The organism is Planktothrix agardhii (assembly GCF_904830935.1).
In the GTDB taxonomy this organism is placed as follows: Bacteria; Cyanobacteriota; Cyanobacteriia; order Cyanobacteriales; family Microcoleaceae; genus Planktothrix; species Planktothrix agardhii.
In genome coordinates this window covers 54,052-67,877 of record NZ_LR882952.1, presented here as the reverse complement: position 1 = coordinate 67,877, position 13,826 = coordinate 54,052, and the positions used below count along the sequence as shown (strand labels likewise).

General features: G+C 38.3%; 15 protein-coding genes. 10 read left to right on the top strand and 5 right to left on the bottom strand.

All coding sequences use genetic code 11. The annotated features are described in order from the left end of the window. Positions 1–2: 2 nt before the first annotated feature. The 10 genes from NMG88_RS00355 (at position 3) to NMG88_RS00310 (ending at position 10,169) form a co-directional block, all read left to right on the top strand. On the top strand, positions 3–401 hold the full coding sequence (locus NMG88_RS00355; RefSeq protein ID WP_227381069.1) for a bacteriohemerythrin: 399 nt from the start codon (positions 3–5) through the stop codon (positions 399–401). A gap of 32 nt (positions 402–433) precedes the next feature. Continuing rightward, a complete protein-coding gene (locus NMG88_RS00350) occupies positions 434–3,160 on the top strand; it encodes a type I restriction endonuclease subunit R (RefSeq protein WP_254034987.1) in 2,727 nt (908 codons plus the stop codon). Continuing rightward, positions 3,160–4,734: a restriction endonuclease subunit S gene (locus NMG88_RS00345; RefSeq protein WP_254034986.1), complete on the top strand. Its 1,575-nt coding sequence runs from the start codon at positions 3,160–3,162 to the stop codon at positions 4,732–4,734. The genes NMG88_RS00350 and NMG88_RS00345 overlap by 1 nt, the downstream gene beginning before the upstream one ends. Further along, the gene (locus tag NMG88_RS00340) at positions 4,734–5,309 is read left to right on the top strand and encodes an ATPase (protein ID WP_254034985.1); all 576 of its coding nucleotides are present in this window, start codon (positions 4,734–4,736) and stop codon (positions 5,307–5,309) included. Before NMG88_RS00345 ends, NMG88_RS00340 begins: the two co-directional genes overlap by 1 nt. Then, positions 5,302–5,484: a hypothetical protein gene (locus NMG88_RS00335; RefSeq protein WP_227381072.1), complete on the top strand. Its 183-nt coding sequence runs from the start codon at positions 5,302–5,304 to the stop codon at positions 5,482–5,484. The genes NMG88_RS00340 and NMG88_RS00335 overlap by 8 nt, the downstream gene beginning before the upstream one ends. Positions 5,485–5,501: 17 nt before the next feature. Next, positions 5,502–5,756 (top strand): type I restriction-modification system subunit M N-terminal domain-containing protein, encoded by a 255-nt coding sequence (locus NMG88_RS00330; protein WP_235752095.1) that lies wholly within the window; start codon positions 5,502–5,504, stop codon positions 5,754–5,756. Between the two features lie 46 nt (positions 5,757–5,802). Then, on the top strand, positions 5,803–6,630 hold the full coding sequence (locus NMG88_RS00325) for an HsdM family class I SAM-dependent methyltransferase (protein ID WP_254034984.1): 828 nt from the start codon (positions 5,803–5,805) through the stop codon (positions 6,628–6,630). Between the two features lie 90 nt (positions 6,631–6,720). After that, a complete protein-coding gene (gene dxs, locus NMG88_RS00320; protein ID WP_227398170.1) occupies positions 6,721–8,634 on the top strand; it encodes a 1-deoxy-D-xylulose-5-phosphate synthase in 1,914 nt (637 codons plus the stop codon). Between the two features lie 254 nt (positions 8,635–8,888). Next, positions 8,889–9,491, top strand: coding sequence for a Uma2 family endonuclease (locus NMG88_RS00315; protein ID WP_227351377.1), 603 nt, complete (start codon positions 8,889–8,891; stop codon positions 9,489–9,491). A 27-nt stretch (positions 9,492–9,518) separates the two neighbouring features. Next, on the top strand, positions 9,519–10,169 hold the full coding sequence (locus NMG88_RS00310; RefSeq protein ID WP_254034983.1) for a Uma2 family endonuclease: 651 nt from the start codon (positions 9,519–9,521) through the stop codon (positions 10,167–10,169). A gap of 241 nt (positions 10,170–10,410) precedes the next feature. Here the strand turns inward: NMG88_RS00310 and NMG88_RS00305 are convergent, their stop codons facing one another. From NMG88_RS00305 to cobA, 5 genes are all read right to left on the bottom strand, one after another. Beyond that, a complete protein-coding gene (locus NMG88_RS00305) occupies positions 10,411–11,016 on the bottom strand; it encodes a PepSY domain-containing protein (protein ID WP_227398168.1) in 606 nt (201 codons plus the stop codon). 198 nt (positions 11,017–11,214) lie between these two features. After that, the gene (locus NMG88_RS00300) at positions 11,215–11,394 is read right to left on the bottom strand and encodes an ATP-binding protein (protein WP_254035796.1); all 180 of its coding nucleotides are present in this window, start codon (positions 11,392–11,394) and stop codon (positions 11,215–11,217) included. Further along, the gene (locus NMG88_RS00295; RefSeq protein WP_254034982.1) at positions 11,369–12,241 is read right to left on the bottom strand and encodes a sensor histidine kinase; all 873 of its coding nucleotides are present in this window, start codon (positions 12,239–12,241) and stop codon (positions 11,369–11,371) included. The genes NMG88_RS00300 and NMG88_RS00295 overlap by 26 nt, the downstream gene beginning before the upstream one ends. Then, positions 12,204–12,884 carry a response regulator transcription factor gene (locus NMG88_RS00290; protein WP_214560966.1) on the bottom strand — a complete coding sequence of 227 codons (681 nt, stop codon included), beginning with the start codon at positions 12,882–12,884 and terminating at the stop codon, positions 12,204–12,206. Before NMG88_RS00290 ends, NMG88_RS00295 begins: the two co-directional genes overlap by 38 nt. Positions 12,885–13,029: 145 nt before the next feature. Next, positions 13,030–13,776 (bottom strand): uroporphyrinogen-III C-methyltransferase, encoded by a 747-nt coding sequence (gene cobA / locus NMG88_RS00285; protein ID WP_193372717.1) that lies wholly within the window; start codon positions 13,774–13,776, stop codon positions 13,030–13,032. Positions 13,777–13,826: the final 50 nt, after the last annotated feature.

Here is a 13,826-nt window from a genome sequence, read left to right as displayed (position 1 = left end):
ATATGAGAACATGGAATGATTCTTTAAAAATTGGTATCCCCTTACTAGACTGTCAACATGAACAGTTATTAGATCAAATGGATCAGTTATTAACTGCCATGGATAATCACAAAGGCGATCAAGAAATTCGCGGGATTATGGGATTTCTAAAAATGTATACAAATAATCATTTTAATTATGAAGAATCCTGCATGAATAACTATAAATGTCCCGTTGCTTGCGATAATAAAAAAGCCCATACTAATTTTTTAACAACCTTACAAGATATTAATAGTAAAATTGATCAAAAGCAACCGTTAGAATTAATTCGAGTTCAGGTTAAACGAGAGTTAGTAGATTGGTTTGTCAACCATATTAAAAATATTGATACCCAGCTTAAATCCTATATTCCTAAAAAATAAAGCATAATAGGCTAGTAGAGATTGCATTTATTATGAAGCCCGAAGCACAAGCAAGGCAGAAAATTGACCAACTCCTCACTGACGCAGGTTGGCAGGTTCAAGACTATGAACAAATCAACTTGAGCGCCGGGTTAGGAATAGCCGTGCGAGAATATCACCTCAACTCTGGGTTCGCGGACTACCTTTTATTTATTAACCGTAAAGCGGTTGGAATTATTGAAGCTAAACCTGTCGGGTTTGCCCTCAGTGGAGTGGAACTGCAATCCGATAAATATTCCTTTAATTTGCCCAAAACCCTGTCCTGTCACCAAAAACCCTTACCCTTCATCTACGAAAGCACCGGGGGAGAAACTTATTTTCGAGATTCCCGTGATCCTGATTATCGCTCAAGGTCGGTGTTTGCGTTTCATAAACCGGAAACCTTACAGGAATGGTTAGGACAACCCGACACCCTTAGAAGTCGGTTGCAACAGTTACCAATAATTGAGACTGAGGATTTACGAGATTGTCAAAAAGAAGCCCTGGCAGGTTTATTTAATTCCTTGAAGGAAAACCGCCCAAGAGCATTGATTCAAATGGCGACGGGGGTAGGGAAAACCTATACGGCCGTTAGTTTTATCTATTGGCTGATTAAAATAGCCGGGGCGAAACGGGTTTTATTTTTAGTAGATAGGAAGAATTTAGGAGGGCAAACCGAGAAAGAATTTCAACAGTATGTTACCCCTGATGATGGGCGAAAGTTTACTGAACTTTATAACGTGCAGTTGTTAAGTTCTAATACCATTGCTCCGGTGAATAAAGTTTGTATTACGACGATTCAACGTCTTTATTCAATGTTGCGGGGTGAGACTGAATTTGAGGCTGAAAGTGAGGAAGAATCGCTATTTGATAGCCAGGAAGAAAACCAACAACCCAAGGATGTTGTTTATAATTCTAAGATACCGCTTGAAACCTTTGATTTTATTATTACTGATGAATGTCACCGCTCGATTTATCATCTGTGGAGACAGGTTTTAGAATATTTTGATGGGTTTATTATTGGATTGACGGCAACGCCTTCTAAGCAAACTTTTGGCTTTTTTAATCAAAATTTAGTGATGGAATATCCCCATGAACGAGCGGTAGCCGATGGGGTGAATGTCGGGTATGAGGTTTATCGGATTAAAACTCAGATTACCGAACAAGGTAGCACGATTCAAGCGGGGTTTTATATTGATAGGAGAAATCGTCAAACCCGTGCAGTCAGGTGGCAACAGTTGGATGAGGATGTAAGTTATGCTGGGAAGGAGTTGGATAGGTCGGTTGTGGCTATTGACCAAATTCGCACGGTGATTCGCACGTTTAAAGAACGATTATTTACTGAGATTTTTCCTAATAGAACAGATGTTCCGAAAACTTTGATTTTTGCTAAGGATGATTCCCATGCTGAAGATATTGTGCGAATTTTGCGGGAGGAATTTGGCAAGGGAAATGAGTTTTGTAAAAAGATTACTTATCGCACGACGGGGGAGAAAACAAAAGATTTAATCGCTAGTTTTCGCAACTTTTATAATCCTCGTATTGCGGTTACAGTTGATATGATTTCGACGGGAACAGATATTAAACCTTTAGAATGTTTAATATTTATGCGAGATGTGAAATCGCGGATTTATTTTGAACAAATGAAAGGACGAGGAACCCGCACGATTAACCCGACTGATTTTCAAGTTGTTACCCGTGATGCTGAGGTGAAAGAACAGTTTATTATTGTAGATGCGGTGGGGGTATGTGAATCAGATAAAACAGATTCTCGACCGTTAGAGAGAAAACGCAGTGTTCCGTTTCATCAACTTTTGCAAAATGTAGCAACGGATGTACGAGATGAAGACACTTTAATGTCATTAGCTGGACGGTTAGCAAAATTAGAGAAAAAACTCAATGATGATGAACGAACTGAGTTAAAAAATGCGGCTGGTGGAAAGTCAATTCAAAAAGTTACTAGAGATTTATTAGAGGCTGTAAATCCTGATGTGCAAATTGAACAAGCGGTTAAACAATTTCAAACTCAAACCCCAACAGATGCACAACAACAGCAAGCAACAGAGGTGTTAATTAATCAAGCTTGTCAACCGTTTGATAATCCCCAGTTTAGAAATTTGTTGAGGGAAATTAAAACTAAAAATGAACAGATTGTTGATACTGTGAGTCAGGATGTGGTGTTATTTGTTGGGTTTGATACGACTGCTAGGGATAAGGCGATGGCGACAGTGGAGACTTTTCGCCAATGTCTTGAGGCTAAAAAAGATGAAATTACCGCTCTCCAAATCCTATATAATCAGCCCTACGGACAACGGCGGTTAACTTATGAGCAGATTAAGCAGTTAGCGAATGCCCTAGAACGTCCACCCTGCAACCTGACACCTGAGAAAGTATGGCAAGCCTACGCCCAGCTACAAGCGGATAAGGTCAGGGGTGCAGGGGTACAAAAGTTATTGACGGATATCATTTCTCTGGTACGCTTTGCGATGGGGGAAACGGAAACGTTAGAACCTTTTGCTGTGACAGTTGAGGAGAAGTTTCAGCAGTGGTTAATGGGTAAAACGTTTAGTTCTGAGCAGGTTTGTTGGTTGGAAAAGATTAAGGAGCATATTATTACGAGTGTGAGAATTGATGTAGAGGATTTACAAGAAATGCCCCAAGAAGCCTTTAAGGGTTATCAATTATTTGGGAATGGTTTAATGGATATTTTGGATGAGTTGAATGAGGTGTTAGCAGCGTAATGGGTGAGGAATTATATGAGTTGCCCAAAGGGTGGGTGTGGGTAGAGTTAAGAGATATTAGCCTTGTTATTACAAAAGGTAGCACTCCTACTACTTATGGCTATTCTTATCAGCAAGAAGGAATAAAATTTATTAAGACAGAAAATTTTGATGCTAGTGGGAAAATAAAAAATATTAATGACTATATAAGTGAAGATGCTAACAAATTTTTAAGTCGTTCAATTTTACAAGAATATGATGTCCTATTTTCAATTGCGGGAACTATTGGTAGAGTAGGAATCATTAATCATAATGTTTTACCAGCTAATACAAATCAGGCTTTAGCTATTATTAGATGTTCTTGGGATTTTATCAATTATCAGTATCTTTTTTATTTTCTAAAATCTCCATTCATTCAGGATATAGCATTAAAATCTGTTGTAGGGGTGGGAAGAGCAAATGTTTCACTAACAAGTTTAGGTGGATTTCTTATCCCCTTTCCCCCACTCCCTGAACAACTTCGCATCGTTGACAAAATTGAGGAAATATTCACCGAACTTGATGCCGGGGTAGAGTTACTTAAAAAGCTAAAAGTTAAATTAAAACGCTACCGTCAGGCGGTGTTAAAATCGGCAGTTGAAGGAAATTTAACTAAAGAATGGCGCACAGCAAATCAAGGGAAATTAGAACCCGCTTCAATATTACTTGAACGCATTCTCAAGCAGAGACGGGAGAAGTGGGAAGCCGAACAACTGGCAAAAATGAAAGCACAGGGAAAAACCCCTAAAGATGACAGTTGGAAGCTGAAATATAAAGAACCCATTGCACCCGATACTTCTGAATTACCTGAATTACCTGATGGGTGGTGTTGGCAGTCCTTTGGTCAAGCTTTTAATGTTTATGTAGGAGCAACTCCAAGTAGAAAACGTTTAGATTTTTGGGAAGGAACAATACCTTGGGTAAGTAGTGGAGAAGTTGCTTTTTGTCGGATTTATAATACGGAAGAAAAAATTACTCAATTAGGACTTGAAAATTCATCTACTGAGATTCATCCTCCTGGAACCGTTCTATTAGGAATGATAGGAGAAGGTAAAACTCGTGGACAAGTAGCTATCTTAGATATTCCAGCTTGCCATAATCAAAACTCTGCGGCAATTCGTGTCTCTGAAACTGGAATGCCTCCAGAGTACATTTATTATTTTTTAGAAGGTGAATATGAACGCACCAGAAAATTAGGCTCAGGTAATAATCAACCTGCATTAAATAAAAATCGTGTTCAGTTGATGGTTTTCCCTTGTCCTCCTCTCAAAGAACAATACAAAATAGCAGAGGAATTACAGTTAAAGTTTTCTATTACAGACCAACTAGAAAAAACAATAGATTCCAACCTCAAACGTGCTGAAAAACTCCGCCAAAGTATCTTAAAACAAGCCTTTGAAGGTAAACTCGTTCCCCAAGACCCCAACGACGAACCCGCCGAAAAACTGTTAGAACGGATTAAAGCCGAAAAAGCTAAACAGACAACAACTAAAACTAAAAAAAAGACCCAATCAAAAAAACAATCAGATTTTCAACTTGAAATACCCTTAAAATAATGCCAAATTTGTATATAATTGGTGGGGCAAATGGTTCAGGTAAAACTACCTCAGCTTTGCAAATTCTCCCTTATTGCCTTGAAGTGTTTGAATACGTCAACGCTGATGAAATTGCTGCGGGACTTTCACCTTTTAACCCTGAATCCGTAGCTATTCAAGCCGGACGATTAATGTTAGAAAGGTTAGAAAGTTTAGTTAATAATCGAGTTGATTTTGCTTTTGAAACCACTTTAGCAACTCGCAGTTATGCCCGGTTTTTGAGAAACTGTAAAAATAAAGGGTATCAGATTAACTTAATTTATTTTTGGTTACAAAGCCCGGAATTAGCACTCGCAAGGGTACGCAGACGGGTAGAAAGCGGGGGTCATAATATCCCAGAAGATGTTATTCGCCGCCGTTATGAACGGGGACGCAAAAACCTAACTGATTTATATTTACCCCTCTGTAATCGCTGGATAGTTTATGATAACTCTAGTCTGAATTTGCAAATTATAGCTGAATGTCCTTTAAACCAAGACCCGATTATTTATCAACCTCAATTGTGGACACAAATTACAACTTCTAACGATGAATAAACCTATTCCTGATAAATTATCAAGCCAAATTGACACAGGTGTAAAACTGGCTATTGCTAAAGCTTTAGAAAAACATCGGAAATTAGGAGAATCAATTAGTATTTGGCAAGATGGAAAAGTTGTCACCTTAACCGCAGAGGAAATTCCTCAGATTTCATCAGATAATCAAAGTTAATTATTATTTAAAATCCCATGAGTAACCTATCATCTACTATCGTTCAAAAACTTTGGAATTACTGCAACGTCCTCCGAGATGACGGCGTAAGTTATAGCGACTATGTAGAACAGTTGACTTATTTGCTATTTTTAAAAATGGTAGATGAACAAGCCCAACTCCCTGCACCCTTGGGCAAACCTTCTACTATTCCCAAGGAATATGACTGGCAAATCTTACTATTAAAAGATGGGGATGCTTTAGAAATTCAATACCGCAAAACCCTTCGATAAAGCCGAAAGGCAGTTTCTTAAACATCAAACGTTTAAAGGTTAGGATGTGGCGGATGGAGTGGTGCGGTTATGTGCGATGAATCTGCATTTACATGGTATTAGTGGCGATGAAAGCCCCGTTGAAGCTAAAGATAGTTTAAGGGCTGACCCTGGTGATAGGTTTGAACTGATATTAACTAATCCTCCCTTTGGGAAAAAAAGCAGTATTACGGTTTTTAATGATGAGGGAAAAGCAGATAAAGAAAAAATTGTTTATCTACGCGATGACTTTTTGGCAACAACTTCTAACAAACAATTAAACTTTATTCAGCACGTTAAAACTTTGTTAAAAATTAATGGGAAAGCGGCTGTTGTTGTTCCTGATAATGTACTTTTTGAAGGCGGTGCAGGGGAAACGATTCGGAAAAAATTACTTCATAGTTGTGATGTTCACACTTTATTAAGATTACCGACAGGGATATTTTACGCCCAAGGGGTGAAAGCCAATGTTTTATTTTTTGACCGTAAACCCGCCAGTGCTGAACCTTGGACAAAAAAACTATGGATTTATGATTTTAGAACCAATCAACATTTTACTTTAAAAACTAATCCTTTACGGTCTGAGAATTTACTAGATTTTATCCAGTGTTTTAATGTTGAAAATCGTTATGAACGTCAAGAAACAGAGCGATTTAAGGCGTTTAGTTATGAGGAATTAATGCAACGGGATAAACTCAGTCTCGATATTTTCTGGCTGAAAGATGAAAGTTTAGAGGACTCTGATAACCTCCCAACACCGTTGGTTTTAGCAACGGAAATTATGGAAGATTTAGAAGCGGCTTTGCAACTGTTTCAGAGTATTACCAATAATTTAGAACCAGAGGTTGAGATCTGACATGATCCAACATGAAACAGCCCTGCCCTGCTCTCCCTAACTCGTCCGGTGCTACCATGACTTTATAGTAAATGCAGGCATTTAACAAATATGCACCTAAGTGAAATTACTCATCCCAATCAACTCCATGGCTTGTCGATCCATCAACTCGAACAAATTGCCCGCGAGATCAGGGAAAAACACCTAGAAACCGTTGCCGCCACCGGAGGACATTTGGGGCCAGGGTTGGGAGTTGTGGAACTGACATTGGGTTTATATCAAACCCTGGACTTAGATCGAGATAAAGTGATTTGGGATGTGGGACATCAGGCCTATCCCCATAAATTAATCACCGGACGTTATCAAAATTTCCACACTTTAAGACAAAAAGACGGCGTTGCAGGCTATTTAAAACGCTGTGAAAACAAATTTGATCATTTTGGGGCTGGACACGCTTCTACCAGCATTTCTGCGGGTCTAGGAATGGCGATCGCCCGGGATATGAAAGGAGAAAATTTCAAAGTTGTTGCCATTATTGGCGATGGGGCTTTAACCGGAGGCATGGCTTTAGAAGCTATTAACCACGCCGGACATTTACCTAATACTAATTTAATGGTAGTTCTTAATGATAACGAGATGTCAATTTCTCCCAATGTGGGGGCAATTTCTCGTTATTTGAATAAAATGCGTTTGTCTCCTCCAGTTCAGTTTTTAACTGATAATTTGGAAGAACAATTTAAGCATTTACCCTTTGTGGGAGAAGCCCTCACCCCAGAAATGGAACGGATGAAAGAGGGGATGAAACGGTTAGCAGTTTCTAAAGTCGGGGCGGTGTTTGAAGAATTAGGTTTTACCTATGTCGGGCCGGTTGATGGTCATGATTTAAAAGAATTAATTAATACCTTTCAACAAGCCCATAAAATACCAGGGCCAGTGTTAGTTCACGTCGCCACGGTGAAGGGAAAAGGTTATGCGATCGCTGAAAAAGATCAAGTCGGTTATCATGCTCAAAACCCCTTTAATTTAGCCACTGGAAAAGCTGTTCCGGCGAGTAAACCCAAACCTCCTAGTTATTCTAAAGTCTTTGGGGAAACCTTAGTTAAATTGTGCGAAAATGACTCTCGAATTCTGGGAATTACGGCGGCAATGGCAACGGGAACTGGGTTAGATATTCTCCAGAAAAAACTGCCAAAACAATATATCGATGTCGGTATTGCCGAACAACACGCTGTTACCATGGCGGCGGGTTTAGCAACGGAAGGAATGCGTCCAGTGGTTGCTATTTATTCCACCTTTCTACAACGGGCTTATGATCAAATTATTCATGATGTTTGTATTCAAGAACTTCCAGTTTTCTTCTGTTTAGATCGGGCGGGAATTGTTGGGGTAGACGGCCCCACTCACCAGGGAATGTATGATATTTCCTATCTCCGATGTTTACCCAATTTAGTGATTATGGCTCCCAAAGATGAAGCCGAATTACAACGGATGTTAGTCACCGGAATTGAGCATACACAGGGCCCAATTGCCATGCGTTATCCTCGCGGATCGGGTTTAGGTGTTCCTTTAATGGAAGAAGGTTGGGAACCTTTACCTATCGGCAAAGGAGAGATTTTAAGACATGGGGATGATCTGTTATTAATGGGTTATGGCAGTATGGTGAATATGTCTATGCAAGTCGCAGAAATTCTGAGTGAACATGGCATTGAAGCTACTGTAATTAATCCCCGTTTTGTTAAACCTTTGGATGTAGAATTAATTGTGCCTTTAGCCAAACAAATTGGTAAAGTTGTAACTATAGAAGAAGGTTGTTTAATGGGTGGTTTTGGTTCCGCCGTAGCTGAAGCTTTATTAGATAATAACGTGGTAGTTCCTGTGAAGCGTTTCGGGGTTCCTGATATTTTAGTCGATCATGCCGAACCTAATGAATCTTTTGCTGATTTAGGGTTAACCAGTTCTCAAATTTCTGAACAAATTCGAGAAGCCTTTTTTATCCAGAAAAAACAACCATCTAAAGTTAGTTAATTTGATCAAAAATAACTAATTTTGAGATAGAAACTCAGTTTTTTAGTAAAGATTGAATGGCAAACTTACTATTTTTACTTGAAACTGGGTTTCAAGCTGTTTTAGGGATTGTCTTAATTGATTAAAATTGCTAAAATACGGTGATTGATATAGACTGATGCCGAAACCAAGGGCGGTAAACTTTTTTTCCCTATTCCCCATTCCCCATTCGTAATTCGTAATTCCCTATTCCCTACCCTATACAGGAAAAAATCATGACACAAGCTAACTTTTTACAACCGCTTGCCGTCAATATTCTACCCTCATTAATATTATCGATCACCCATGAAAATTTCGTTCAGTTAGCTCAAATAAATCGAGACTTACAATTAGAACGAACTGCTACAGGAGAGTTAATTGTAATGCCACCAACAGGAAGCGAAACCGGAAATCGAAATCTTGATATCGCCGGACAACTTTGGTTATGGAACCGTCAAAATCAATTAGGAATAGCTTTTGATTCTTCAACAGGTTTTCATCTTCCCAATGGTGCTGATCGCTCTCCTGATGCCTCTTGGATACGTCAAGAAAGATGGGATTTACTAACACAGGAGGAACGGGAAATCTTTGCGCCAATTTGCCCTGATTTTGTATTAGAATTGCGTTCAAAAAATGACGCGCTAGACAAGTTGCAAGCCAAAATGATAGAATATATAGAAAATGGAGCTAGTTTGGGTTGGTTAATTGATCGCAAAAATAAAACCGTAGAAATTTATCGACAAAATCATGATGTAGAATTATTAAATCATCCATTAATCTTATCAGGAGAAGATATTTTACTAGGGTTTATGTTAGATTTAACTGAAGTTTGGAATTAACAAAAATAGCGAGTTAGGGAGACTGAAATGGTTGTTACTTTGCAATTACGCCAAATTGATATTCAACCCGGACAACACCTAATCTTGCGTCAGGTGAGTTGGAAGGAATTTGAAGCCATTTTAGAGGAAATGGGAGAACATCGCGCTTCACGGGTCGCTTACTATCAAGGGGTGTTAGAAATTCAGATGCCATTACCAGAACATGAAAAAGCCAAAATCATGATTGGCGAATTTGTTAAAATCTTGTTAGATGAGTTAGAAATTGATTGGGAACCCTACGGATCAACAACTTTTAAACGCCCTGAAATGGCTGTTGGTTTAGAACCAGATGATTGTTTTTATATTCAAAATTCTCCTCTGATGATCGGAAAGCAAAGAGTTAATTTATCCGTTGATCCGCCCCCTGATTTAGCGATTGAAGTAGATGTTACCTCAAAAACTAAACTCGATGCTTATTTAACTTTAGCTGTACCAGAATTGTGGATTTATACAGAAGGAAAACTGCAAATTTTTGTTTTAATTGATCAAGAATATCAACAAGTAGAAACTAGCCCGATCTTTAGCAATTTTCAAATTATTGAAGGAATTTTACTGTTTTTACAGGAAAGTGAAATAATAGGTGCTAGTGCCGCACGGCGAGGATTTCGGCTGTGGGTGCGATCGCAATTCAATCGTTAATTAATGAAGAAATTGATTGATAAATTTCATTATTTTCATCAGAAATATAGCGATAAATCCAATTCATTGTAGGGGGGAGGCGCGCCTCCCCCCTACACGATAATCTAGGTATTTTTTAGGGTTAATAATCTTGCTGATTATGAATTGTCAAAAAAAATAATTAACCTCATCTGAAATCCAGTTTACACTATGTAGAGACGTTCCATGGAACGTCTCTACATAGTGTAGATTTCGTTTAAACTTAAGATTCTTCTGAAGAAGCTTTAGCCCGTTTTTTACGGAAAATTCCCGTCATATTAATTCCTGTAATTAACATGGCAATTAATCCTACACCAATTAAAGCAACGTAAATTGATCTTCCAAAGGAGCCAAAATATGAACCTTGATGAATGGTTAATAAGAGTTTAGAAGCATCACTCGACATACCAAACCAATCCTCACCAAGTCGATACAAAATGCCTGTTGACGCACTTATAAATAATGGTAAAAATACAATTGGTGCTAAAATTTGATGAACTTTTCTATTATTTAAAGGCTGATCTTTGGGGGGATTTTTACGTTTTTTTTGCGTTAACCGAACCATGGTCACTCCCGTGACAAGCATGGCAATTAGTCCTAAACCTACCAATAATACATAAATCGGAACTAAGGGTTCTCCTAAAAATTCTCCTTGATGAATCATCAGAAAAATATTTGCTTGATCTTTTGGCATTCCCATCCAAGTCCTTCCCAGGCGATAACCCATTCCTGTGAAAGCAGTTAAAAAGAAAGGAATAAATATAATCGGTGCAATTTTGCGATGAAGTTTCCAAAGCTGATGAGATTTAAAAAACTGTAGATTTGCCATTATTATTAACCTCAATAATTATAAGTAGGTAGAAATGTAAATTTTTTACGTCTCTAAAAGTTGCCAGATTACAAAGTGAATGGTTCTTGATCCAATAGCAAAAGGACTTTTGCCTTCACCCTGAGTTTTAGAATAAAGCTAAAAAGTGACAAACTGGTGACAGATGGAAATATTAGGGATTAAATGATGGGATTTTAATTAGCTGTTGGCTAGAGTGGGAAAACGCACAGAAAAACAGCTACCCTTTCCTAACTGACTGGTGGCTGTGATTTCTGCTTGATGATTTTGGGCTAAAGTTTGAGCGATCGCTAACCCTAACCCCGATCCCCCTTTTCTGCGATTTCGAGCTTGATCAGCACGCCATAATCGATATAGAATCTTGATCTGTGCGAGCCAAAAGTAATAAATCTTCTACTAAGCTGGTCATTTGATTGACGCCACTGGCGATCGCTTTTAATTTATCAATATCAGCAGGATGAATTCGTTCTGGATGACTCTGCATAACTTCCACACAAGTCCTAATTCCCGCTAAAGGATTTCTCAATTCATGAGAAGCATCGGCGGTAAATTGTTTGAGTTTTTCAAAACTTTGTTCAATCGGTTTTAAAGATTGTTTTGTTAACCACATTCCTCCAAAAGCAGTTAATCCTGATACTAATATTCCCCCTAACATCATTCCTAATCTTAATTTTATCAACACCCTTTCCACGGGTTTTGTAGACTCACTGACCCGTACATAACCGATAATCTGTTTTTGTAATTCTGATTCTTTATTAATCTGTAAAGTTAGAGTACGAATTTTTTTGCCGTCAACTATATAAGTCCAATGATAATGGGATAAATCAATAGGAGGAAACACTTTTCCGGTTTTAGCAATCAGTTGGCGGTTTTGATCAAACCATTCAATTCCTTGACTGGCTTGCTGAATATTTTGCCAAGGAATATCTAGATCACCATCATCATCTAATCCTCTAAAATCATCGGTTTCAAATGCTTCTTTATGTTCTTTAACCTCTGATAAACTATGGGTAGCTGCATCTGCTAATATTAACAATTGACGATCTAATTGTTGATATAAACTCAGGGAAAAAAACTCATAAACGGTAATCATTGATATTCCTGAAATTGCCATCATCACTCCTAAATAGGAAAGCAATAACCGCCAACTTAAATATCTAAATTGAGGGTTAATTTCCTTGCGTTTTGAGCCGATATCCCAAACCATAAACTGTTTCAATTAATGTAGAGGGTACACCAACTATTTTAAGTTTTTGTCTTAATCTTTTGATATGGGTTTTCACCGTATCATCACCCGGAATATCCTCAAAAGACCAGAGATGCTCTAAAATTATTTCCCTAGAAAGCACTCGTCCGGGGCTGCGTAAAAATAACTCTAATAAACCATACTCTTTAGGTGTTAAAGATAAAAGTTTTTCTGCATAAGTGACTTCACAACTATTCGGATCTAAACGAAGACTTTCCCATTCTAACACCGGAGGTAAGGCCGAATTTCCCCGTCTTAATAAAGCCCGAACTCTTGCTAATAACTCCTGTAAATCAAAGGGTTTAATCACATAATCATCCGCTCCCACATCTAAGCCTAAAACTTTATCAGCACTGGTATCTTTTGCCGTTAACATCAATACGGGTGTAGTTTTCCCCTGTTGTCTTAATCGTTGGCAAAACTGAATCCCACTCAGTCCGGGTAACATCACATCTAATATAATTACATCATAAGCAGCCGATTCTGCAAACTCCCACCCCATCTGACCATCATGAACGACATCCACCACATAATGATGATCCATTAACGCTTCTGCTAAGGCTTTCGTAATCCGTTCATCATCTTCAACTAATAAAATTCTCATCTTTCCCCATTTTAATTTTAGATAAAATTAAAACTATTTTTTTATAGTATAGCAAAACTTCACCGAAAATGTTGATCAAAAATATCCTAGCTGAAAGTTTAATTCAGATTATTAGAGATTAATTATTATGAACATCAGTCAAAAGTTAACACATTTTTAAATTAACAACTGAACCAATTACAGCGATCGCCGGAGCTTCAAAACCCGTTTCTGCTACTTTTTGAACAATCGTTTTTAAGGTGGCAATTAACTCCTCCTGCTCCGGTCGAGTTCCCCAACGAATTAAGGCGATCGGAGTCTCTAGGGGCTGTCCAGCATTAGTTAACTGTTGAATAATATAGGGTAAATTGTGAACCCCCATATAAATTACAATAGTTTCTGAACCCTTGGCGATCGCTTCCCAATTCACCTGCGGCCGATATTTTCCGGCGGTTTCATGACCCGTTACAAAGGTAACTGATGAACTATGATCTCGATGGGTTAAGGGAATTCCCGCATAAGCAGGCGCCGCAATTCCCGAAGTAATTCCGGGGACAACTTCCACAGAAACTCCGGCTTGAATTAAGTCTTGCATTTCCTCCCCACCGCGACCAAAAATAAACGGATCTCCTCCTTTAAGTCGCACAACAACCGCATGAATTTGAGCTTTTTCAATTAATATTTGAGTTGTTTCTTCCTGCAATAATGAATGTTTACCTCGCCGTTTTCCGGCATTAATTTTTTCGGCTTCGGGGTTAATTAAATCCAAGATTTGATCACTAACTAAGGCATCATAAATTACCACATCTGCTAATTCTAATAAAGTTTTTCCTTTAACGGTTAACAGACCGGGATCTCCCGGCCCAGCACCAACTAAATATACTTTACCTAAACTTTTTTTAGATTGATTCATTTTACTCAAATTTTAGTTAGTTAGCAATTTTTGGGAATATAGAAGAGGAT